Origin of the sequence: Pantoea sp. Cy-639 (genome assembly GCF_011752525.1) — a bacterium.
In the GTDB taxonomy this organism is placed as follows: Bacteria; Pseudomonadota; Gammaproteobacteria; order Pseudomonadales; family Pseudomonadaceae; genus Aquipseudomonas.
Genome location: NZ_VWXI01000016.1, coordinates 119373 through 142692, shown reverse-complemented (window position 1 = coordinate 142692; position 23320 = coordinate 119373). Strand labels below are relative to the sequence as shown.

17 protein-coding genes are annotated in these 23320 nt (G+C 65.8%); 11 read left to right on the top strand and 6 right to left on the bottom strand.

The window, feature by feature from the left end; translation table 11 throughout:
* Nucleotides 1-162 precede the first annotated feature (162 nt).
* Complete coding sequence (gene putA, locus F3J43_RS19085; protein ID WP_166890274.1) at nucleotides 163-4116, bottom strand: trifunctional transcriptional regulator/proline dehydrogenase/L-glutamate gamma-semialdehyde dehydrogenase; 3954 nt, start codon at nucleotides 4114-4116, stop codon at nucleotides 163-165.
* A gap of 361 nt (nucleotides 4117-4477) precedes the next feature.
* On the opposite strand from putA, the gene putP reads away from it, so the two are divergent.
* From putP to F3J43_RS19045, 8 genes are all read left to right on the top strand, one after another.
* The gene (gene putP / locus F3J43_RS19080; RefSeq protein ID WP_166890271.1) at nucleotides 4478-5956 is read left to right on the top strand and encodes a sodium/proline symporter PutP; all 1479 of its coding nucleotides are present in this window, start codon (nucleotides 4478-4480) and stop codon (nucleotides 5954-5956) included.
* Between the two features lie 175 nt (nucleotides 5957-6131).
* Nucleotides 6132-6968, top strand: coding sequence for a 23S rRNA (adenine(2030)-N(6))-methyltransferase RlmJ (locus F3J43_RS19075; RefSeq protein WP_166890268.1), 837 nt, complete (start codon nucleotides 6132-6134; stop codon nucleotides 6966-6968).
* 229 nt (nucleotides 6969-7197) lie between these two features.
* On the top strand, nucleotides 7198-8955 hold the full coding sequence (locus F3J43_RS19070; RefSeq protein ID WP_166890266.1) for a carbamoyltransferase family protein: 1758 nt from the start codon (nucleotides 7198-7200) through the stop codon (nucleotides 8953-8955).
* Nucleotides 8939-10072 (top strand): glycosyltransferase, encoded by a 1134-nt coding sequence (locus F3J43_RS19065; protein ID WP_166890264.1) that lies wholly within the window; start codon nucleotides 8939-8941, stop codon nucleotides 10070-10072. The genes F3J43_RS19070 and F3J43_RS19065 overlap by 17 nt, the downstream gene beginning before the upstream one ends.
* Entirely contained in the window at nucleotides 10072-10968 is an 897-nt protein-coding gene (locus F3J43_RS19060) for a GNAT family N-acetyltransferase (protein ID WP_166890262.1), read from the top strand. Before F3J43_RS19065 ends, F3J43_RS19060 begins: the two co-directional genes overlap by 1 nt.
* A complete protein-coding gene (locus tag F3J43_RS24355; RefSeq protein WP_166890260.1) occupies nucleotides 10965-12368 on the top strand; it encodes a PIG-L deacetylase family protein in 1404 nt (467 codons plus the stop codon). The genes F3J43_RS19060 and F3J43_RS24355 overlap by 4 nt, the downstream gene beginning before the upstream one ends.
* Nucleotides 12369-12418: 50 nt before the next feature.
* The gene (locus tag F3J43_RS19050; RefSeq protein ID WP_166890258.1) at nucleotides 12419-13375 is read left to right on the top strand and encodes a glycosyltransferase family protein; all 957 of its coding nucleotides are present in this window, start codon (nucleotides 12419-12421) and stop codon (nucleotides 13373-13375) included.
* Nucleotides 13376-13425: 50 nt separating this feature from the next.
* Nucleotides 13426-14526, top strand: a complete 1101-nt coding sequence (locus tag F3J43_RS19045) for a glycosyltransferase (RefSeq protein WP_205297975.1) — start codon at nucleotides 13426-13428, stop codon at nucleotides 14524-14526.
* 3 nt (nucleotides 14527-14529) lie between these two features.
* Here F3J43_RS19045 and F3J43_RS19040 read toward each other — a convergent pair whose 3' ends face one another.
* A complete protein-coding gene (locus tag F3J43_RS19040) occupies nucleotides 14530-15096 on the bottom strand; it encodes a BUD32 family EKC/KEOPS complex subunit (protein WP_205297974.1) in 567 nt (188 codons plus the stop codon).
* A 140-nt stretch (nucleotides 15097-15236) separates the two neighbouring features.
* Between F3J43_RS19040 and F3J43_RS19035 the strand changes: the two genes are divergently transcribed.
* From F3J43_RS19035 to hldE, 3 genes are all read left to right on the top strand, one after another.
* Entirely contained in the window at nucleotides 15237-16412 is a 1176-nt protein-coding gene (locus F3J43_RS19035; protein WP_166890252.1) for an O-antigen ligase family protein, read from the top strand.
* Nucleotides 16413-16427: 15 nt separating this feature from the next.
* On the top strand, nucleotides 16428-18236 hold the full coding sequence (gene msbA, locus F3J43_RS19030) for a lipid A export permease/ATP-binding protein MsbA (RefSeq protein ID WP_166890249.1): 1809 nt from the start codon (nucleotides 16428-16430) through the stop codon (nucleotides 18234-18236).
* A 132-nt stretch (nucleotides 18237-18368) separates the two neighbouring features.
* Nucleotides 18369-19790: a bifunctional D-glycero-beta-D-manno-heptose-7-phosphate kinase/D-glycero-beta-D-manno-heptose 1-phosphate adenylyltransferase HldE gene (hldE, locus tag F3J43_RS19025; protein WP_166890245.1), complete on the top strand. Its 1422-nt coding sequence runs from the start codon at nucleotides 18369-18371 to the stop codon at nucleotides 19788-19790.
* Between the two features lie 82 nt (nucleotides 19791-19872).
* Here the strand turns inward: hldE and F3J43_RS19020 are convergent, their stop codons facing one another.
* From F3J43_RS19020 to F3J43_RS19005, 4 genes are all read right to left on the bottom strand, one after another.
* Nucleotides 19873-20826 carry a metal ABC transporter ATPase gene (locus F3J43_RS19020; RefSeq protein WP_166890241.1) on the bottom strand — a complete coding sequence of 318 codons (954 nt, stop codon included), beginning with the start codon at nucleotides 20824-20826 and terminating at the stop codon, nucleotides 19873-19875.
* A 36-nt stretch (nucleotides 20827-20862) separates the two neighbouring features.
* Nucleotides 20863-21675, bottom strand: a complete 813-nt coding sequence (locus tag F3J43_RS19015) for an aldo/keto reductase (protein ID WP_166890238.1) — start codon at nucleotides 21673-21675, stop codon at nucleotides 20863-20865.
* Nucleotides 21672-22847 (bottom strand): NAD(P)/FAD-dependent oxidoreductase, encoded by a 1176-nt coding sequence (locus tag F3J43_RS19010; RefSeq protein WP_166890233.1) that lies wholly within the window; start codon nucleotides 22845-22847, stop codon nucleotides 21672-21674. Before F3J43_RS19010 ends, F3J43_RS19015 begins: the two co-directional genes overlap by 4 nt.
* Nucleotides 22848-22982: 135 nt before the next feature.
* Nucleotides 22983-23315 carry a DMT family transporter gene (locus tag F3J43_RS19005; protein ID WP_023632892.1) on the bottom strand — a complete coding sequence of 111 codons (333 nt, stop codon included), beginning with the start codon at nucleotides 23313-23315 and terminating at the stop codon, nucleotides 22983-22985.
* Between the last annotated feature and the right edge of the window lie 5 nt (nucleotides 23316-23320).

The following is a 23320-nucleotide window of genomic DNA, read 5'->3' as shown; positions in this document are numbered from 1 at the left end:
GCCATTTCGTGAGTGAGGGACAGTGCTTTTGCTAGGCGCATAAAAAATCCGATGCTCGTTTCCAAGCATCGGATTTTGCGGCCTACGGGCTAAAGCTCAAAGCGTCAGTCTTAACTGACTGGCATTAAGCCGAAGCTCTCCTTTTCTTTTACCTCGACATGATCAGCCGATGGTCATCAGGCTGGCGTTACCGCCCGCTGCAGCCGTGTTCACGCTCACCGCGCGCTCGATCACCAGGCGCTCCAGGGCGATCTGGTGGTCACCGCTGGACAGTCCATGTACCCCGACGATCGCGCCGGCACGCTTGGCCACTTGCTCGCAGACGCCGCGCAGCTGGTCGGAATCGCCGTGGTGGATCACCGCGTCGAAGGCCACCTCGTCCTTGCTCCAGTCGGCCACCAGCTTGATCTTTGCTTGCAGCTCCTTCGGCAGGCGGCCACGTACGGTCTTGGCCGGCTCACCGTCCTGGAATACCGCTGCGCTACCTACCGACAGCACCGCCGCGAACTGCGCCAGCAGGTCGGCTTCGTTGTCGGCCAGGCACAGCACGTGCTCGCGTGGCAGCACGGTGTAGCTGTTGCGCTCGCCGGTCGGGCCCGGCAGCAGGCGGCTGATACCGCTCTGCGACTGCTCGGCGAACTGCTCGCACAGCGCGGCCAGGTCGCTCATCTGGCTGCTGGTCGCCCAGGTCTTGAGTGTGGTCAGCGGCTTGAGCTGCTGGTCGCGCAGGGTGGTGTCGGCCTGGCTGCGCGCATCGTCGGCCTGGAAGTGGCGGGCGATGGCGTCGGCCGGGCGGGTCGACAGCAGGCGGTACAGGTACAGCGGGCCGCCAGCTTTCGGACCGGTGCCGGACAGTCCTTCGCCGCCGAACGGCTGCACACCGACCACGGCGCCGACGATGTTGCGGTTGACGTACATGTTGCCGGCGTTGACGTTGTCCACCACCTTGGCGATGGTCTCGTCGATGCGGGTGTGCACGCCCAGGGTCAGGCCGTAGCCGGATGCATTGATCTGCTCGATCAACTGGTCCAGACCCTTGCGGCTGTAGCGCACCACGTGCAGCACTGGGCCGAAGATCTCGCGCTTGAGCTCGTCGAAGCTTTCCAGTTCGATCAGGGTCGGCATCACGAAGGTGCCGCGCTTGATCTCTTCACCCTCGGCGATGGCTACCTGGTACACGCTGCGGCCTTTGTCGCGCATGCCCTGGATGTGCTTCTCGATGCCGGCCTTGGCCTCGGCGTCGATCACCGGGCCGATGTCCACCGGCAGGCGCTCCGGGTTGCCCAGGCGGCTTTCAGCCATGGCGCCCTTGAGCATCTCGATCACGCGGTCGGCGGAATCTTCCTGCAGGCACAGCACGCGCAGGGCCGAGCAACGCTGGCCGGCGCTGTCGAATGCGGAGGACACCACATCGATCACCACCTGTTCGGTCAACGCCGAAGAGTCGACGATCATCGCGTTCTGGCCACCGGTCTCGGCGATCAGCGGAATCGGCCGGCCCTGGTTGTCCAGGCGACCGGCGATGTTGCGCTGCAGCAGACGGGCGACTTCGGTGGAGCCGGTGAACATCACGCCCTTGACGCGTTCGTCACCGACCAGGCCGGCACCGACGGTTTCACCCTGCCCCGGCAGCAACTGCAGCACACCTTCAGGAATGCCGGCTTCCAGCAGCAGGCGCACGGCCTGGGCGGCGACCAGCGGGGTCTGTTCGGCCGGCTTGGCCAGCACCGGGTTACCGGCGGCCAGGGCCGCAGCCACCTGGCCAGAGAAGATCGCCAGCGGGAAGTTCCACGGGCTGATGCACACCACGGGGCCCAGCGGGCGGCAGTTATCGTTGCGCAGGTCGTTGCGCGCCTGCACCGCGTAGTAGCGCAGGAAGTCCACGGCCTCGCGTACTTCGGCGATGGCGTTGGCGTAGGTCTTGCCGGCTTCGCGTACCAGCAGGCCCATCAGCGGCTGGATATCGGCTTCCATCAGGTCGGCGGCGCGTTCGAGGATTGCGGCGCGCTCGGCCGGCGGGGTGGCCTGCCAGATCGGCGCGGCGTTGAGCGCGCACTGGATGGCGTTGTCGACATCGGCGACGGTGGCTTCCTGGACATGGCCCACGACATCGCGGTGGTCTGCCGGGTTGAGCACGGGAGTGGCGGCTTGCTCACTGGCGGCGCAGCCCAGCAGCGGGGTGGCTTTCCAGTCGTTGTGGGCAGTGGCCAGCAAGGCGCAGGACAGCGACGCCAGGCGGTGTTCGTTGGCCATGTCGATACCGGCCGAGTTGGCCCGTTCGCTGCCGTACAGTTCACGCGGCAGCGGGATGCGTGGGTGCGGCAGGCCGATGCTGCCTTCCTGGGTACCCATGCGCTCGATGCTGGCGACCGGGTCGGCGACCAGTTCCTGGATCGAGATCGAGTGGTCGGCGATACGGTTGACGAACGAGGTGTTGGCGCCGTTTTCCAGCAGGCGGCGGACCAGGTAGGCCAGCAGGGTTTCGTGGGTGCCGACCGGTGCGTACACGCGGCACGGACGGTTCAGCTTGCCCTCGGAGACCTTGCCCACGACTTGTTCGTACAGCGGTTCGCCCATGCCGTGCAGGCACTGGAACTCGTACTGGCCCGGGTAGTAGTTCTGCCCGGCGATGGTGTAGATGGCCGACAGGGTGTGGGCGTTGTGGGTGGCGAACTGCGGGTAGATGGCTTCTGGCACGGCCAGCAGCTTGCGGGCGCAGGCGACGTAGGACACATCGGTGTACACCTTGCGGGTGTACACCGGGTAGCCTTCCAGGCCTTCGACCTGGGCGCGCTTGATCTCGCTGTCCCAGTAGGCGCCCTTCACCAGGCGGATCATCAGGCGGTGGCGGCTGCGCTTGGCCAGGTCGATGACATAGTCGATCACATACGGGCAGCGCTTCTGGTAGGCCTGGATGACGAAGCCGATACCGTTCCAGCCGGCCAGCGACGGCTCGAAGCACAGGCGCTCGAGCAGGTCCAGCGACAGCTCCAGACGGTCGGCTTCCTCGGCGTCGATGTTCAGGCCGATGTCGTACTGCTTGGCCAGCAGGGTCAGCGACAGCAGGCGTGGGTACAGCTCGTTCATCACGCGCTCGTACTGGGCGCGGCTGTAGCGCGGATGCAGGGCCGAGAGCTTGATCGAGATGCCCGGGCCTTCATAGATGCCGCGGCCATGCGAGGCCTTGCCGATCGAGTGGATCGCCTGCTCGTAGGAGGCCAGGTATTTCTGCGCGTCGTGCTCGGTCAGCGCGGCTTCGCCGAGCATGTCGTAGCTGTAGCGGAAGCCCTTGGCTTCGAACTTGCTGGCGTTGGCCAGGGCCTCGGCGATGGTCTCGCCAGTGACGAACTGCTCGCCCATCAGGCGCATGGCCATGTCGACGCCCTTGCGGATCATCGGCTCGCCGCTCTTGCCGATGATGCGGGTGAGCGAGGAGGTCAGGCCGGATTCGTTGTGGGTGCTGACCAGCTTGCCGGTCAGCAGCAGGCCCCAGGTGGCGGCGTTGACGAACAGCGACGGGCTGTTGCCCAGGTGCGGCTGCCAGTTGCCGGTGCTGATCTTGTCGCGGATCAGCGCATCGCGGGTGCCCTTGTCAGGGATGCGCAGCAGGGCTTCGGCCAGGCACATCAGCGCCACGCCCTCTTGCGAGGACAGCGAGAACTCCTGCAGCAGGCCCTGGACGATACCGGCGCGGCCGCCGGCGCTCTTCTGGTTGCGCAGCTTGTCGGCCAGGCTTGCGGCCAGCTTGTTGGTGGCCTCGGCCTGGGCGGCAGGCAGGCGCGCCTGCTCCAGCAGCATCGGCACCACTTCCTGCTCGGGACGGCGGTAGGCGGCGGTGATCGCCGAGCGCAGCACCGACTGTGGCAGGATGCTTTCGGCGAACTCCAGGAAGCACTGGTGGGCGTGGTCGGCCGGCACTTCGCCGGCGTCGTCGCCGAGGTTGGCTACATGGCCGTTGAGGTCGTTCAGGGTGGCGCCACCCTCGAGCTTCTCGAGATAGTTGAAGATCGCTTGCTTGATCAACCAGTGCGGCGTGCGGTCGATGGACTGCGCAGCTGCTTTGAGTCGCTCGCGGGTAGGGTCGTCGAGTTTGACCCCAAGGGTGGTCGTCGCCATTTCTTATCCTCGTTATTGGCCACGGATGTGGCCTAAGCTGGCGGCAAGATTAGCCTGTAGGACAATTGGGGTGCAACCGGGTGCAACCCGAATTTTTCGTGCCCAAAGTGCAACTCGTCTGAAGGATATTTCCGAGGGGTAAAAAAGCCCGTTCTTGGTGCGTTTTCTTCTGTTAAAGCCAATGTTTGCTCCGAAATGGCGCAAAAAGCAGGTTTTTTCCGAAAATGCACGAGCGGGTGCAACTTGCAAATGAAAAATGGTTGCACCTCGTTCGGGTTGTTGCATAGGATGCGCCGCCTGGGTGCAACCGTTTGTCAGGCACGGCGGTCGCAAGAGATAAAAACAACGCCAGGGCACACGCATGGGCAATCCACTTACGATCACCTTCGTGATCTACATCGCGGCAATGGTGCTGATCGGCTTCGCGGCCTATCGCTCCACCAAGAACCTCTCCGACTATATTCTCGGCGGACGCAGCCTCGGCAGCGTGGTCACCGCGCTTTCGGCCGGCGCTTCCGACATGAGCGGCTGGCTGCTGATGGGCCTGCCGGGCGCCATCTACTTCGCCGGCCTTTCCGAGGCCTGGATCGCCATCGGCCTGACCGTCGGTGCCTACCTGAACTGGCTGTTCGTCGCCGGCCGCCTGCGCGTGCAGACCGAGCACAACGGTGACGCCCTGACCCTGCCGGACTACTTCTCCAGCCGTTTCGAAGACCACAGCGGGCTGCTGCGGATCATCTCGGCCATCGTCATCCTGGTGTTCTTCACCATCTACTGCGCCTCGGGCATCGTCGCCGGCGCTCGCCTGTTCGAAAGCACCTTCGGCATGCCGTACGAGACCGCCCTGTGGGCCGGTGCCGCGGCGACCATCGCCTACACCTTCATCGGTGGCTTCCTGGCGGTGAGCTGGACCGACACCGTGCAGGCTTCGCTGATGATCTTCGCGCTGATCCTGACCCCGGTGATCGTGCTGATCTCCACCGGCGGCTTCGATACCACCTTCCTGGCCATCGAAGCGGTCAATCCGGCGCACTTCGACATGTTCAAGGGGGCAACCTTCATCGGCATCATCTCGCTGATGGGCTGGGGCCTGGGCTACTTCGGTCAGCCGCACATCCTGGCGCGCTTCATGGCCGCCGACTCGGTGAAGTCGATCGCCAAGGCCCGTCGCATCTCCATGACCTGGATGATCCTGTGCCTGGGCGGCACCTGCGCCGTCGGCTTCTTCGGCATCGCCTACTTCTCGGCGCACCCTGACCTGGCTGGCCCGGTCAGCGAGAACCACGAGCGCGTGTTCATCGAGTTGGCCAAGATCCTGTTCAACCCGTGGATCGCCGGTATCCTGCTGTCGGCCATCCTGGCGGCAGTGATGAGCACCCTGAGCTGCCAGTTGCTGGTGTGCTCGAGCGCCCTGACCGAAGACTTCTACAAGGCCTTCCTGCGCAAGGGCGCCTCGCAGCGCGAGCTGGTCTGGGTCGGTCGCCTGATGGTGCTGGCCGTGGCCCTGATCGCCATCGCCATGGCCGCCAACCCCGAGAACCGCGTGCTGGGCCTGGTGGCCTATGCCTGGGCCGGCTTCGGTGCCGCCTTCGGTCCAGTGGTGCTGATCTCGGTGCTGTGGAAGGGCATGACCCGCAACGGCGCACTGGCGGGCATCATCGTCGGTGCCCTGACCGTGATCCTGTGGAAGAGCTACGTCGGCCTGGGGCTGTACGAGATCATTCCCGGCTTCCTGTTCGCCAGCCTCGCCATCTTCGTGGTGAGCAAGCTGGGCAGCCCGAGCGGCAGCATGGTGTCGCGTTTCGAAACGGCCGACGCGGCGTATCACGCCGACAAGTAACGCCTGTCGAGTCGGCGTTGTCCCTGTCGCGGGCGATGCGGCGGTCTGGCAAGCCCGCTCCCATGTTGTCTCTATCGGGGCGCGTGGAGGTGGGCTTGTCGGGCCGGCGCATCGCCCGCGATGCTTTGTGCCGGCGGCAAGGCAAGGTAAACTTGGCGACCCTGCAGGAGTCACCATGAACTATCGTCACGCCTTCCACGCCGGCAACCACGCCGACGTCCTCAAGCACATCGTGCTCACTCGCCTCATCGCCCTGATGTCGCGCAAGGAGCAGCCGTTTGCCTATATCGACACCCACGCCGGTCTCGGCCTGTACGACCTGCAGGGCGACCAGGCGACCCGTACCGGGGAATACCTCGACGGCGTCGCCCGGCTGTGGAATCGCGACGACCTGCCTGAGGCGACCGCCGATTACCTGCGCATCATCAAGCGCCTGAACCAGGACGGCGAGCTGCGCTACTACCCGGGCTCCCCCGAACTGGCCCGTCGCCTGATGCGTCAGCAGGATCGTGCCTTGCTCAATGAAAAGCACCCTGAGGACGGGGCGCTGCTCAAGGAAAACATGAAGAAGGACCCGCGGGTCACCGTGCATCTTGGCGAAGGCTGGCACATCCCGCGGGCGTTGCTGCCTGTGCAGGAAAAGCGCGCGATCATGCTGATCGACCCGCCGTTCGAGCAGGCCGACGAGCTCAAGCGATGCACCGTGGCGATGAAAGAGGCGATCGGGCGCATGCGCCAGACCGTCGCGGCCATCTGGTACCCGATCAAGGACCAGCGCTCGCTGACTCGTTTCTACCAGGACCTGACCAGCACCGGCGCGCCGAAGCTGCTGCGGGTCGAGCTGTACGTGCACCATCAGGACAGCCCCCAGGGCCTGAACGGCTCGGGCCTGGCCATCGCCAACCCGCCATGGGGCCTGGAGGACGAGCTCAAGGCATTGCTGCCATGGCTGGCCAAGGAGCTGGCGCAGACAGCCGGCAGCTTCCGCATGGACTGGCTGATCGCCGAGTAGTCCCCCTCTGCGGGAGCGGCCTTGTGTCGCGCAAGGGTTGCGCAGCAGCCCCGGCCATTTCAGCGGCGCATATGAAGTCTGGGGCCGCTGCGGGCCCCTTTCGCGACACAAGGCCGCTCCTACAAGAGGGCGGTGTGTCCGTGATGTTTGCGTTATAATCCCGCCCTTTAGCCGCCATCCGCCTAGCAGGCCGGTGGCGCACTTCATACCGATTTGAGAGGCTAGACCCTTGGCACTGACGATTCTTGGCCTGTCCGGCGCCCTTAGCCATGACCCTTCCGCGGCCCTGTACATCGACGGCAAGCTGATTGCCGCCGCCGAAGAAGAGCGCTTCGTGCGTGACAAGCATGCGAAGAACCGCATGCCCTACGAGTCGGCGAAGTTCTGCCTGGAGCAGGCCGGCATCAAGCCGTCCGACGTCGACGTGGTCGCCATCCCGTTCGCCCCGATCAGCCTGTTCGGCAAGGCTCGTTGGCACTACGCCAAGCGCTACTGGTACGCCCCGGACCGCGCCCTCGATGCGCTGCTGATGGGCAATCGTCGCTACAAGCGCTACCGCAAGAAGATCGTCTGGTGCCTGGAGCAGCTGGGCTTCGACCCGAAGAAGATCAAGATCGAGCCGGTCGAGCACCACCTGGCCCACGCGTCCAGTGCCTACCACTGCTCGGGCTTCAAGGAAAAGACCGCGATCCTCGGCATCGACGGCAAGGGCGAGTACGCCACCACCTTCTTCGGCTATGGCGAAAACGGCAAGATCCACAAGCTCAAGGAGTTCTACGATCCGGACTCGCTGGGCGGCCTGTATGGCGCGATCACCGAGTTCCTCGGCTTCGAGATGCTCGACGGCGAGTTCAAGGTCATGGGCATGGCGCCGTACGGCGACGCCAGCAAATATGACTTCTCGCGCCTGGCCAGCTTCGAGAACGGCGAGCTGGTGATCAACACCGATTACGCCAACGTCATCGGCCTGCGTCGCTACAAGGAGAAGGGCAAGGGCTTCTACTTCTCGCCGAAACTGATCGAGTGGCTGGGTCCCAAGCGCGAAGGCGACATCGCCGACGAGCCGTACATCCACTATGCAGCCAGCATGCAGGCGCTGTTCGAGAAGCTGGCCCTGCAGATGATCGACCACTACCTGGGCGACACGCTGAAAGAGACCGGCAAGCTGGCCTTCGCCGGCGGCTGCGCGCTGAACGTCAAGCTGAACCAGAAGATCATCGCCCGCGACGACGTCAAGGAGCTGTTCGTCCAGCCGGCCTCCGGCGACGCCGGCACCGCGGTCGGTGCTGCGGCCTATGTGTCCCACGCCCGTGGCGTGCCGGTCGAGAAGATGGAGCACGTCTACCTCGGCCCGTCGTACTCCAACGAGGACGTGATCGCCGCCTGTGCCCGTCACCCGGATGCACCGAAATGGCGCAAGCTCGACGACATGCCGCAGCGTATCGCCAAGATCATGGTCGACGGCAACCCGGTGGCCTGGTTCCAGGGGCGCATGGAGTTCGGCCCGCGTGCCCTGGGTGGTCGCTCGATCATCGGCTGCCCGAGCGTGCCGGGCGTGGCTGATCGGATCAACGAGCAGATCAAGTTCCGCGAGCGCTGGAGGCCTTTCTGCCCGTCGATGCTCGACACCGTCGCCCCGCAGATGATCAAGGTCGATCACCCGGCGCCGTTCATGACCTTCACCTTCGAAGTGGCTGAAGAGTGGAAGACCCGTGTGCCGGAGGTGGTCCACGAGGACGGCACTTCCCGTGCCCAGGTGCTCAAGCGCGAGTACAACCCGCGCTACTACGACATGATGAAGGCGCTCGAGGACCTGACCGGCAACGGCGTGTCGCTGAATACCTCGCTCAACCGCCGTGGCGAACCCATGATCTGCTCGCCGACCGATGCCCTGAACATGTTCTTCGGCTCGGACCTGCAGTACCTGATCATGGAAGACATCCTGGTGGTCAAGGACGGCGCGGCGCTTTATGACCAGCCGCTCTGAACCGCGGATCCTGCAGTTCTGCCATGGCTACGACGGGCCGTTCCTCGATTGCGCCCGTCAGTACGCCAGCCTGTTCCAGGGCAGCGGCTACAAGGTCACCACCGTGTTCCTCACCGGGGCAGCCGACGCGCAAGTCGCGGCCGGTTGCGCCTCGGACGAGGTCCTGTTCCTGGAGTTCAGTTCCAAGGCCGTGCGCGGCCTGAAGCTGGGTGCCATCGCCGCACTGCGCAAGATTGCCGCGCAGCGCGATTTCAGCTTCTGCATCGCGCACCGTTTCAAGCCGATCTATGTTGCGCTGCTGGGCACCGGCCTGCCGGTGATCGGCGTGCACCATGCCTTCGGCGACTACCAGCGCAAAGGGCGACGGCTGTTCGCCAACCTGTTCCGCAAGCGCCTGAGCCTGCTGGGTGTGTCGGACGCGGTGCGCGACGACATGCGCCGCTGCCTGGCGCAATGGCCGCACGCACGTATCCAGACCCTGTACAACCGCATCGACATCGAGGCGCTGCAGGCCAGCCTGGTGCCCCGTGCCGAGGCGCGCCAGGCCCTGGGCCTGGATGCGCAGGCGTGGATCGTCGGCAATGTCGGCCGCCTGCATCCGGACAAGGATCAGGCCACCCTGCTGCGCGGCTTCGCCGAGGCCCTGCCGGGCCTGCCTGCCGGCGCGCGTCTGGCGATTCTCGGCAAAGGGCGCCTGGAGGCCAGCCTCAAGGCCCTGGCTGCCGAGCTGGGGATCGCCGCTCAGGTCGACTTCCTCGGACAGGTGCCGGACGCGCGACGCTACTTCCAGGCATTCGATGTGTTCGCCCTGAGCTCGGACCACGAGCCCTTCGGCATGGTCCTGCTCGAGGCCATGGTCGCCGGCGTGCCGGTACTGGCCACCGCGTGCGGCGGTGCCCGCGAGGTGGTCGAGGGTGTTGGCGTGTTATTCCCGCTAGGCGACGCTGCGCAACTGGGCCAGGCCATGAAGCATATGGCCGGGCTGGACGAGTCGCAGCGGTCGGCCTGCGCGCAGCACATGCTGCAACGCCTGCGCGAGCGTTTCAGCGACCAGGCCGTGCGCGACGCCTTCTGGCAGTTGCCGCAGGTCCGCGCGCTGGTGGGAGACGCTTCTTGATGCTCAATGCAATCCGGGCCTGGCGCGAACGCGGCTGGCAGGAGATCGACGCCACGGCTTATGCCGAGGCCTGGCAGCGCTTCGGGGGCAGTGTCGCCACCCATCCGCTGGTGGTCGCCCAACTGGCCGAGCTGGCACAGATCCCCGTGCGTTACCTGGGTTGGCTGCAGGCGGGCGAGCTCAAGGCCGCGCTGCCGACCTGGGGACGCCACCTGGCGCTGTCCAAGGACGTGCTCAAGCGTCAAGGCAAGAAGGGGCTGTTCGACCTCGGCAACGCCGAGATCATCCTGCCGGCCGCCGCCGACGCTGCGGCCCCCTTGCGTCATGGCGCGCGCTACCTGTCGGCGCTGAACGAGGGGCGCTTCAGCGGCCTCAAGGCCCAGCCCGAACAGCTGGCCATGGCGCGTCCCCACGAGGACCTGTCGAAGAAGTTCCGCTACAACCAGCGCCGCGAATTGCGCCTGTTGGAAGAGGCGGGCGGTCAGGTGCGCCCGATCGCTGACTTCAGCGCGGCCGAGGTCGCAGCCATCTACTGCGACCTGTTCCAGCGCCGCTGGGGCTTCCCTGCCACTGGCGCGGCGCGCATGGCGGAAGTGGTCGAACGCCTGCGCCCGCTGCTGATCGGTTCGCTGCTGTTGCTCGACGACAAGCCCATCGCGATCCAGCTGGTGTACCGGGTCGAAGCGCCGCAGTGGATCAGCGTCGAGTATGTCAATGGCGGTGTCGACCCTGAGACCAGGGCGTTCAGCCCCGGCAGCGTGCTCAGCTTCCTCAATACCCAGGCTGCCTGGGAAGACGCCAATGCGCTGGGCAAGCCACTGCGCTTCTCCTTCGGCCGCGCCGATCGCGAATACAAGGACCGTTGGTGCAACCCTGTGCCGGTGTTCCAGTCGTGAGCCGCAAGCAGCAGTTGCTCAAGCGCCATCGGCGCAACAAGCGCATCGGGCTGCTGGCGGCGCTGTTCGTCCTGGTGCTTGCGGGCGTGTTCGTCTGCTGGTGGCTGCCGTTGCTGCTGCTGCCACTGCTCTGGGTGGCGCACGAGGCCTGGTTCGCCGATCACCTGTTCTACTCGCCCGGGCAGGACTACGCCTATGACTTCGCTGAACCGACCCGCGAGGCGAAGGCCACGTTGCAAGGTGGGCGGCTTCAGGTCGACGCCACGTTGCAAGGCGATGAGACGCTGATCCTCGAAGTGGACATCAGGAGCGGTTGGCTGGGGCGGTTTCTCGATCCGCAGATCAAGCTGCTCGCGGGCGCTGCCAGCGATGTCCAGACGTTCGAGCGCGGCGCCCGTGGCGTACGCTATCTGAACCTGAGCGGCCTGGCTGAGCCGTTGCAGGCGGGCACGTTGCGCCTTCAGGGGCGGCGTTGTCGCCTGCTGGGGGCGCCTCGCCTGTGGATAACTCCGGGCATCGAGCTGCGCCATCGCCGGGTGATGGTCATCGCGCCGCATGCCGACGACGCCGAGCTGGCGGCCTATGGCCTGTACAGCCAGGCGGACGAAGCCTGGGTGGTCACCCTGACCGCAGGTGAAATCGAGGCCGAGCATTACCAGCACATGGGCCTGGGCAAGGCCGAAGCCGCTCGCCTGAAGGGCCGCCTGCGCGCCTGGGACAGTATCGCCGTGCCGCGCTGGGCCGGTGTGCCGGAGTCACGCTGCGTGCAACTGGGGTATTTCTGCCTGCAGTTGTCCGCCATGCAGGCTGCGCCCGACCAGGCGCAAGCTTCCCGCGAGGCCGACATGGCCGATATCCGCCCGTTCCGTCGCTTCAACCCGTTGCCGTTGCCTGCCGATGCGGATGGCGCGCCGACCTGGAGCAACCTGCTGGCCGACCTGCGCGCCATGCTGGAGCTGGCCCGGCCGCAGGTGCTGGTGATGCCGCACCCGACGCTTGATCCGCACCCGGACCACGTCTGTGCCCAGGCGGCGGTGCTCGAGGCCCTGAAAGGGCTGTCGTGGCAGCCGCAAACCCTGCTGTGCTACGCCAATCATCTGCATGACAACGACCGCTGGCCGATGGGCGACAGCGGTGATGGCGTGGCTTTGCCACCGCATCTGGAGGCCAGTGGCGCATGGACGCCCCTGAGCCTGACGCTGGATCTGCAGGTCCAGCGCGACAAGGCCATGGCCCTGGGCATGATGCACGACCTGCAGCCACGGGCACCGCTCAAGCGCCGCCTGCGCCGCGTGTTGCAGCGTTGGCTGGCGGGTCGGCGTCCGTCACCCTATGGCGAGAACGAATTCTTTCGCAAGGCGGTGCGCCGGCATGAACTGTTCTGGCGTCGCGACCTGTGAGCCTGATTCCCCTTGATGACCACGGCAGCGCCGAGCGCCCGAGGAAAGCAATGAAAGTCCTATTTCTGGTGCAGAAGGAACAGCGGGCGATCCTCGACCGCCTGTATGACGGTGTTGCGGCTCACTGCGACTGCGACCTGCGTTGGCTGAGCGACCAGGATCAACGCAACCTGCGCCGGTACTTCCAGCGGGAAGTCGATGTCAGTCGCTATGACCGCATCGTCTTCTTCCTGCGCTTCAAGCAGGAGATCCGCCAGGTCGCGTTCATCCGCAGCGTGCCCAACCTGGTGATTCTCGAGCACGACGCCTACCAGAACTACATTCCCTGCAAGTACACCGGCAAGTTCAGCGAGCATTACCGCAAGCTGCCATGGGCACGGGTCATCAGCTCCGGCTACATGGTCAGCGAGCGCCTGCGCCAGGAAGGTTTCGACGCGGTGTTCGTGCCCAAGGGCTACGACGAGCAGTTGCTCACCGACCAGGGGCGTGAGCGCGATATCGAGCTGGCCTTCGTCGGTAGCACCAAGAGCGTCGCCTACAGTGGCCGCAAGGCACTGCTGGACGAGCTGGGCCAGGTGGAGAACCTGGTGGTGACGCGCACCAAGTCGGGCGAGGACTACTGCAACACCCTCAACCGCATACGCTTCTTCGTCAGTGCCGATGTCGGCATGGGCGAGTACATGATCAAGAACTTCGAGGCGATGGCCTGCGGCTGTGTGCTGCTGGCCTACGACCAGGGCGAGGCGGAAAACCGGGCCCTGGGCCTGGAAGACATGCGCAACGTGGTGCTCTATGACAGCATCCCGGCCCTGCAGGTCAAGCTGCGGCAGCTGCGCGAGGACCCGGAGCTGGCCGCGCGGATCGCTGCCAGCGGACGCGAGCTGGCGACCTCGGGGTTCAGTTTCGCCCAGGTCGGGCGCAGCATCGTCGAGCACATGCAGCCGGCGCTGCGGGCGCACCCGCCGCTGACCTTCTGGCAGCGCCTGCGGTTGCGCCTGGGCTGCTGAGGCGTCGAGCCGGCAGCGCTGACTGCCGGTCCAATCATCGAAGGGGCGCCATGTCGCTGAAAATCGTCAACGTGATGTGGTCCGGCGGTTCGCCGTTCATGTCCATCCACAAGGTCCATCGGGATGTGCTGGCCCATGCGCCAGTCGGTACCCAGGTCGACAACTGGTTGCTACTCGACGGCGAGCTGTGCGCTGGTGCCGGGCAGCCGCGTACCTGGCAGCTGTCGGCGCGGGTGCTCAAGGGCCGCAGGTTTTCCGCGCTGCTGCGACTCTGGGTGCGGCGACGGCTGTACAGGGCGCTGCAAGACGCGGCGCCCGAGCTGGTACTGATGGACGGGCTGGGGGTGGCGCGGCTGTTGCTGCCGGTGCTGCGGCGCCTGCCTGGGGTGCGTGCCGCGGTGCTGTTTCATGGCTCGACCCGCATTGCGCCTGGCGACGTGAAGCTGTTCGGTCGCTTTTCCCCTGAGCGCCTGAGCGTCGCGGCGGTGTCCGCGACCCTGGCACGCTCACTCGCCGAGGACCTCGGCCGCCCGGTGGCGACACTGCGGGTCGCCCTCGACCCCTTCGCCTACGCTCAGCAATTGCTGTCCGCGCAGCAGGCGCGCCAGGCCCTGGCCTTGCCGTCGCAGGCCCAAGGGCCGGTGTTCGGGGCGGTGGGGCGGCTGGTCGAGAGCAAAGGGTTCGAGATGCTGCTGGAGGCTTTTGCCCAGGCTGCCGTGCAGGCCCCGGGCATGCAGTTGGCCGTGCTCGGCGATGGGCCATTGCGGGCGGGGCTCGAAGCCCGGGCCAAGGCGCTCGGGATCGAGGCCAGCGTTCATTTTTGCGGTCATCGTGAAGACCTGGCGAGCCTGTACCCGGCCTTCGACTGGTTGCTGGTGCCTTCCCGCGCCGAAGGGCTGGGATTGGTGCTGCAGGAGGCCGTGCTGGCGAAGGTGCCGGTCATCTGTAGCGACCTGCCGGTGTTCCGCGAGCAGTTGGCGCAGGCCGGCTGCTACCTGCCGGTCGGCGACCGGGCAGCCTGGGCCCAGGCCATTGCTCGCTGCGCCGCAGTAGAACCAGGGTCGCAGGCGGCGACGCAGTGGCGGGCACTGGCGCCGGTCGAGGCCTGGGGGGCCTTCGCCGCCGGTTCGCTGAAGCTGCTCGGCGGCTAGGCCTCAGCGTACCGCCAGCGCAGCCTGGAACTGTTCCAGGGGAAACGCACAGGCCAGCTTCTCGCGCTCGATGTAGCGGACCATGTGCTGCACGTTGCGCTGCACCATCCGTGGCGATAGTGGCGCGCGCAGAAAGCGCATGTCGGCCACGTCGATCAACCCGAGCAGGCCTTCGGGCGTTTCCACCACGTTGCCCAGGTGCAGCGAGCGGAAGTAGATGCCCGCCTGGTGCAGTCGCTGGATCAGTTCGACGAGACGCGGCAGTTGCTGCGTCCAGTCGAAGTCCGGGCGGCGCGACAGTTGCAGCAGGGTTTCGCCTGGCAGGGGGCGGTACAGCACAGCCGTGCGCCCCGGCAGTTGAAGCCTGTGGTGGCTGATCACCTCGAGGGTGGGGAAGCCCAGTTGTGCCAGGCGCACGGCGTTGTCGACGAAGCGCTGGGAGTACGGTCGCAGCAGCGCAGATGAAAACCATCGCTTGCGACGAAAAACCTTGAGGATATTTCCATCCTCGAGCAGGTAGACTTTAGCCCCATGGCTATCCGCCTCCAGTACCTTGGCACCGAGTGTCATCTGGTCGAATTCGACTTGGGGGAGCCGGGAGCATTGCATGTGTTCGAGCCTTGTTCTCTGGGCAGGCAAAATGACCGGCAATAATGCCGAAATTTATCTGTGAGCACCATGATGGTGTGCGTGTTTCATCGGGAGAAGGGATGTTGTACGAGAATCGCTGGGCCAAGGCCTGGCTCGGGTTCGGCCTGGTATGGTTCCTGGCGGCGATAGCTCTGGCGCCAACCAACAAGTTGTACCAGCAAGGTATGGTGGTGTTCTTCTGGCTGCCGACACTGGGTCTGGCGTGGTCCGCCAGGCGGGTGTACGCGCAGGCCTGGCGACGCCAGCCCGCGCTGTGGCTCGGCATTCTTGCGCTGCTGGCCTGGGGGACCGTGACCTTGCTGTGGTCGAACGCCGAGGACGGCCCGCGCGAGGCCAAGCGGTTGCTGTACATCCTGGTGTTCCTGATGGGCTTTCCGTTGCTGGCGCAGTTGGGAATCGGCTGGATCCAGCGCCTGCTGCAACTGGGCGGCGCACTGCTTGCGCTGGCCGCGTTGATATCGATCGTGCATTTCTACGTCATGGTGGGCTACCCGCTGACGGAGCGCCTGAGCGGGATCGGCGAGATCTCCCATCCGATCCTCGGTGCCTATGTCGTGGCCGCTGCGGTGCTGTGGCTGCTCTACGCCTGTCCACGCCAGCGCGGCCTGCAACTGGCCTGGGCGGTCGCGCTGGCGTGCCTGGGGGCCTTCGTGGTCCTGAGCCAGAGCCGTGGCGCGGGACTGGCGTTGGTGGTGACCGTCATCCTCGGCGTGCTCTGGCATCGCGATCGCAACAGTTGCCTGTTCGCCCTGCTCGCGGCCCTGGGTACGGGCCTTGCGTTCTACCAGATGTACGACCTGATCATGCTGCGCGGGTCGTCCTATCGACCGGAGATCTTCGCCGCGGCCGAACACATGATCAGCCAGCGCCCGCTTACGGGCCTGGGCCTGGGCTCCTACTACCGGGTGGAAGCGCTTGGCCATGTCTTCGACCACACCCACAACATGTTCACCCATGTCGCCGTCGAGCTGGGCCTGCCCGGCATGCTGCTCTGGCTGGCGGTGTGGCTGTTCGCCTTGGGGGAGATCGTCCGGGCCCGGCATAGCGCATTCGGCAAGGTCCTGCTTGGCCTCTGGGTATTCTCCACCCTGGCCATGCAGTTCGATGCCGCCAGCCTGACGGCGACCCCACGGGCCGAGTGGTTCATCAGCTGGCTGCCGGTGGGCCTGGCGATGTTGTTGCCCTGGGCAGATGACCAGAATCGACGCTGTGGTAAAATCGCCGGTTCAATCTGAACAGCGAGCTCGATGATGGCCGAAACACCGCTCCCGGCGGAGAACACCTCCAGCCTGAAGATCTACTTCAGGCTGCTGAGCTACGTGAAACCCTACATCGGCATCTTCCTGCTGAGCATCGTCGGGTTCGTGATCTTCGCCTCCACCCAGCCGATGCTGGCCGGGATCCTCAAGTACTTCGTCGACGGCCTGAGCAATCCCCAGGCCGTGCTCTTCCCCGACGTTCCCTACCTGCAGGACCTGCAATTGCTGCAGGCGGTGCCGCTGCTGATCATCCTGATCGCCGCCTGGCAAGGGCTGGGATCGTTCCTGGGCAACTACTTCCTGGCCAAGGTCTCGCTATGCCTGGTGCACGACCTGCGCGTGGAGCTGTTCAACAAGCTGCTGGTGCTGCCCAACCGTTATTTCGACAACCACAACTCCGGCCACCTGATCTCGCGGATCACCTTCAACGTGACCATGGTCACCGGTGCCGCCACCGATGCGATCAAGGTAGTGATCCGCGAGGGGCTGACCGTGGTGTTCCTCTTCATCTACCTGCTGTGGATGAACTGGAAACTGACCCTGGTGATGCTGGCCATCCTGCCGGTCATCGCCGTGATGGTGAGCACTGCCAGCAAGAAGTTCCGCAAGCAGAGCAAGAAGATCCAGGTGGCCATGGGCGATGTGACCCACGTGGCTTCCGAGACCATCCAGGGTTACCGGGTGGTACGCAGCTTCGGCGGTGAGCGCTACGAGGAGCAGCGTTTCAAGCACGCCAGCCAGAGCAACACCGACAAACAGCTGCGCATGACCAAGACCGGCGCGCTGTACACGCCGCTGCTGCAACTGGTGATCTACACCGCCATGGCCGCGCTGATGTTCCTGGTGCTGTTCCTGCGTGGCGATGCCTCGGCGGGCGACCTGGTCGCCTATATCACTGCCGCAGGCTTGCTGCCCAAGCCGATCCGCCAGCTTTCGGAGGTCAGCTCGACCATCCAGAAGGGCCTGGCCGGCGCCGAGAGCATCTTCGAGCAGTTGGACGAAGCCCCTGAAGTGGACACCGGCACCATCGAGAAAGAGCGTGTCCAGGGTCGCCTGGAGGTGCGTAACCTCAGCTTCACCTACCCGGGCACCGAGCGCCAGGTGCTCAGTGACATCAGCTTCACCGCCGAGCCGGGCCAGATGATTGCGTTGGTTGGCCGTTCCGGCAGCGGCAAGTCGACCCTCGCCGCCTTGCTCCCGCGCTTCTATCACCACAGCGAAGGGCAGATCCTGCTCGATGGCGTCGAGATCGAGGATTACCGACTGCGCAACCTGCGCCGCCATGTTGCCCAGGTCACCCAGCACGTCACCCTGTTCAACGACACCGTGGCCAACAATATCGCCTACGGCGACCTGGCCGGTGCGCCGCGCGCCGACATCGAGGCCGCGGCCGCCGATGCCTATGCCAAGGAATTCGTCGACCAGTTGCCCAAAGGCTTCGACACCGAGGTCGGCGAGAACGGCGTCCTGCTCTCCGGAGGCCAGCGCCAGCGCCTGGCGATTGCCCGGGCGCTGTTGAAGAACGCGCCGTTGCTGATCCTCGACGAGGCCACCTCGGCCCTCGATACCGAGTCCGAGCGGCATATCCAGGCAGCCCTGGACCATGTCATGAAGGGGCGCACGACGCTGGTGATCGCGCACCGCCTGTCGACCATCGAGAAGGCCGACATGATCCTGGTGATGGACCAGGGTCGCCTGGTGGAGCGGGGCACCCACGCCGAACTGCTCGAGGCCAATGGCTATTACGCCCGCCTGCATGCCATGGGCCTGGATGCGCCGGAAAACGCCGACATCACCTGAGCCCACCGAGATCGGGGCGGACCAAGCCCCGATCGTCACCGCAGTTTTCTGCACAGCGAAGCTGGCCGTAAAGCCATTCTCGACCCTGTGCTAATATCCTGCCCCTGTTCATTTTTCCAATATGGGTTGCCCATGAAGTTGTCCATGCCGCGTTTCGATCAAGCCCCGGTATTGGTGGTCGGCGATGTCATGCTCGACCGCTACTGGCATGGCGGTACTTCGCGTATTTCGCCCGAGGCGCCAGTGCCGGTGGTCAAGGTCGACCAGATCGAGGATCGCCCGGGTGGCGCGGCCAACGTTGCCCTCAACATCGCCGCCCTCGGCGCGCCGGCTGCCCTGGTCGGTGTCACCGGCCAGGACGAGGCGGCCGACAGCCTTGCCAACAGCCTGCAAGCGGCGGGCGTGCGCTCGATCTTCCAGCGCATCGCGCACCAGCCGACCATCGTCAAGCTGCGGGTCATGAGTCGTCACCAGCAACTGCTGCGTATCGATTTCGAGGAACCTTTCGCCACCGATCCACTGTCGCTGGGCGCGGAGGTCGACACCTTGCTCGACGGCGTCAAGGTGCTGGTGCTGTCCGACTACGGCAAGGGCGCGCTGAAGAATCATCAGTTGCTGATCGAGGCGGCGCGTGCCAAAGGGATCCCTGTGCTGGCCGATCCCAAGGGCAAGGACTTCTCGATCTACCGCGGCGCCAGCCTGATCACCCCCAACCTGAGCGAGTTCGAAACCATCGTTGGCCGTTGCGCCGACGAGGCCGAACTGGTCGCCAAGGGCCTGAAGCTGCTCGAGGAGCTCGACCTCGGCGCGCTGCTGGTGACGCGTGGCGAGCACGGCATGACCCTGCTGCGCACCGGTCACCCGGCCCTGCACCTGCCAGCCCGCGCACGCGAAGTGTTCGATGTGACCGGTGCCGGCGACACCGTGATTTCCACCCTGGCCGCGGCCATCGCCGCCGGCGAGGACCTGCCGCACGCCGTGGCCCTGGCCAACCTGGCCGCCGGTATCGTGGTCGGCAAGCTGGGTACTGCGGCCATCAGTGCGCCGGAACTGCGTCGGGCGATCCAGCGCGAGGAAGGCTCCGAGCGCGGTGTCCTGGGGCTGGAGCAGTTGCTGCTGGCGATCGACGATGCCCGTGCGCACAACGAGAAGATCGTCTTCACCAACGGTTGCTTCGACATCCTTCACGCCGGCCATGTGACTTACCTGGAGCAGGCGCGTGCCCAGGGCGACCGCCTGATCGTGGCGATCAACGATGATGCCTCGGTAAGCCGCCTGAAGGGGCCGGGCCGGCCGATCAACAGCGTCGACCGGCGCATGGCCGTGCTGGCCGGCCTCGGTGCGGTGGACTGGGTCATCAGCTTCCCCGAGGGTACCCCGGAGAACCTGTTGCGCCAGGTCAAGCCGGACGTGCTGGTCAAGGGCGGCGACTATGGCATCGACCAGGTGGTCGGCGCCGATATCGTCAAGGCCTACGGCGGTACGGTGAAGGTGCTGGGTCTGGTGGAGAACAGCTCGACCACGGCGATCGTCGAGAAGATCCGCAAGCACTGAGCCGGCTCATCGCCTCGTAGGTGCCGGGCTTGCGGCGCGCAAGCGCCGCGTGCACGGCACCGGTCGCCGGCAAGGCTGGCTCCTACAGGACGCGGGCGAGCAGTTTTTTCGCCTTGGCGCTGAAGCGTTCCAGATGCGACGCCGGCTCACGCTTGCGCTCGACCAGTCCCTGCTGCTTCAGCCAGTCCCTCCAGCGCACCCGCTCATCGCGCACCACCCAGCCTTCCTGCTGGGCAAAACTCTCGGCCAGCCATAGCCCGCGCGTGCTCGCCGGCAGCAACTGGTCCTTCTTCAGGGTGTACAGCTCGGCCAGCGGCTGGCCATCCTTCAACGGCATCAGGTACAGGTCTGGGCGCTTGCGGTTCAGGCGCGCGACCAGTTGCTCGCCTTCGAGGCGTTCGTCAACGTGGAACAGGCTCAGCGACTTGGCTTCCCGGGGTACCTGCAGGCGCAGGTCGTAGATCAGTTGCAGCGACGCGGTGGGCAGGTGCACATAGGCACGTGGCCGCTCCAGCAGCATCAGGTTGCCGCAGTGCACTGGCCGCGCGGCGCCGGACTGTGGCGTGAGCACGAAGGGCAGGGTCTCGCGGTAGTGCAGGGCGGCGGCATAGGGGGCCGGTAGCCAGGTGTCGTTGAAGCGTCCGCCGAGCCAGCCCTCGGGGGTTTCCAGCAGGCACTCCTCGGCGACCTCCTGGATGGCGGTGTGCAGCGGCAGGTTCAGCTCCTGGGCCGGCACGTAGCCTGAGATCAGCTTGAGCACCACGTCGCCGCGGTCCTGGCGCCGTTGGCGCACCAGCACCCAGTAGTCGCGCCCCTGCCAGTGCAGGGTCAGGCGCACCGACACGCCCAGGTTGGCCAGTTCGGCCACGAAACGCTGGGCGTCGGGCAGCTGGATGGCCTTGCGGCGCTGCAAGGTCTGGGCGAAGTTCAGCGGCACACCGATGCTCTGGTAGGTCAGGCCCTCGGCGGTGGCCTCGACGTGCAGCGGCAGGGTCTTGAAGTTGCTCGGATTCTTGCGGATCAGCGTGCGTGGCACGAGGCTCCTCCTTGCAGTGGCTGCCGCCCGGGTGGCTCAGGGCCGGCCCAGGATGCGGGCGACAGTGGCCACGTTATGGGCCAGGTGTACCGGGTTGATGGTCCCGACGATGGCACTGTTCACGCCCGGATGGGCAAACAGCATCTCGAAACTGGCCTGCACCGGGTCGACGCCTGGTGCCAGGCAGATATGGCCGCTGGCCAGTGCCTTCTTCACCAGGATGGCCTTGCCGTGCTCGGCAGCGTAGTCCAGCACCGGACGTTCCGCTTGCTCGTTGAGGTTGTAGGTGACCATGGCGCAGTCGCCCTGCTCCAGGGCCTTCAGGCCGCCTGCGACGGTCTTGCCGGAGAAACCATAGCCGAGAATCTTGCCTTCCTGCTTGAGCGCGGCGAGGGTCTCATACACGTCTTCCTGCTCGAGGATCGCCAGGTCGTTGCCGTCGGAGTGCACCAGCACCAGCTCGATACGGTCGGTTTCCAGGCGCTGCAGGCTGCGTTCGACCGAGCGGCGGGTATGGGCGGCGCTGAAGTCGAAGTGCGACTGGCCGTTGTCGAACTCTTCGCCGACCTTGCTGACGATCACCCACTCATCGCGCTGGTCGCGCAACAGCGGGCCCAGGCGCTCCTCGCTACGCCCGTAGGCCGGGGCGGTATCGAGCAGGTTGATGCCCAGCTCACGTGCCTGGGCGAGGAGCAGACGGGCGGTGTCGTCGTCCGGAATGGTGAAGCCGTTGGGGTATTTCACCCCCTGGTCGCGGCCAAGCTTGACCGTGCCCAGCCCCAGGGGCGAGACCCGCAGGCCGGTACTGCCCAGCGGGCGATGATGATCGTGCAGGGTCGGCAGGCTCATGGCAGCAGTTGCTCCCAGGCCGGCACGCCCAGCGGAGGGCGGGGCAGGTCGGCCAGCACGGGCTGCTCGCTCGGGCGAATGCCGTCGCGCTCCAGGCTGGCCAGTACACGGTCGCTGAAGTCCGGCGCCAGGGCCAGCTTGGTCGGCCAGCCCACCAGCAGGCGCTGCTGCTCGGCAAGGAAGGCGTTGTCCGGACGCACCAGGCCCGATTGCGCGGGTTCTGCGCGGTCGATACGCAAGGTCGCCCAGCGAATCTGGCGCTGATCGACCCAGGGCATCAGGCTGGCGACTTCCTTCTGGGCCGCGGCGATCTGCTCGGCCGGTTCGCGGGCCACGCCGTCGGCTTCGGCCAGGTCGCCGCCGAGGTACCAGACCCACTGGCCGTCGGCGGCCGGGTGGGTGGTCACGGTGATGCGCGGCTTGGGGCCGCCGCCCAGGCAGTGGGCATACAGCGGCTTCAGGTTCGGCCCTTTGGCCAGGACCATGTGCAGCGGGCGGCGCTGCATGGCCGGTTGGCTGAGGCCAAGGGCGCGCAGCAGTTCCTCGGTGCCACCGCCGGCGCTGAGGACGATGCGTTGCGCGCGGATCTCGCGGCCATCGACGATCAGTCCGACCAGGGCTTCACCCTCACGCAGCGGCTCGATGCGCGCGCCGGCCAGCAGGCTGTCGCCGGCAAGGCGTGCAAGGTTGGCCAGCAGGCTGGGAACGTCGATGACCAGTTCGGCGAGGCGATAGACCTTGCCCTTGAACGCGCGGTCCTGCAGGGCGGGCGGTAGCTGTTCGCCCTTGACCTGGTCGACCCGACCGCGCACGGCCTTGCTGGCGAAGAAGCTGGTGAGGTTGCCGGCCAGGGTGCCGGGGGACCAGAGGTAGTGGGCGTCGGACAGCAGGCGGGTGTCGCCCAGGTCCAGTTCACCACTGCCGGCCAGTGCTTCGCGCCAGCGGCGCGGCATGTCGGCAATGGCCTCGGAGGCGCCGGTCAGGGTGCCGTGCAGTGCGTACTTGGTGCCACCGTGGATGATGCCCTGGGACTTGATGGTCTGCTCGCCACCGAGGCCTGCACGCTCCACCAGCACTGTCGAATAACCCATGCGACGCAGGCGGGCGTTGAGCCAGAGGCCTGCGACCCCGGCGCCGACGATCAGCACGTCGGTGGAAATGGCGGATGGCATGCGGGCACCTCGAAAACTGGGACAGGTGCGCAGTATACAGGCTGTGGCTGCAACCGGGCTTGCGCACTACCTGCCTACCTCAGGAACCCGCTTTGCTGGCGAAGCAGGCGCGCCCAGGCCGGCCCCGGCAAGGGATCAATGCCCGGCGGTATTGGAGAACACCTGGATCACCACCACGCCGCCGACGATCATGGCCATGCCCAGCATGGCCGGCACATCCAGCTTCTGCCCGTAGATCACCAGTGCCGCGACGCTGATCAGCACGATACCCAGCCCCGACCAGATGGCATAGGCGATGCCCACCGGGATGCTGCGCACCACCAGGGTCAGCATCCAGAACGCGACGCCATAGCCGCACACCATCAGCAGCAACGGCAGCGGTGTGCTCAGGCCCTTGACCGCTTTCATCGAGGCGGTGGCGATGACTTCGGCGCAAATGGCTATGGCGAGATAGGTATAGGCGTTCATGGGGC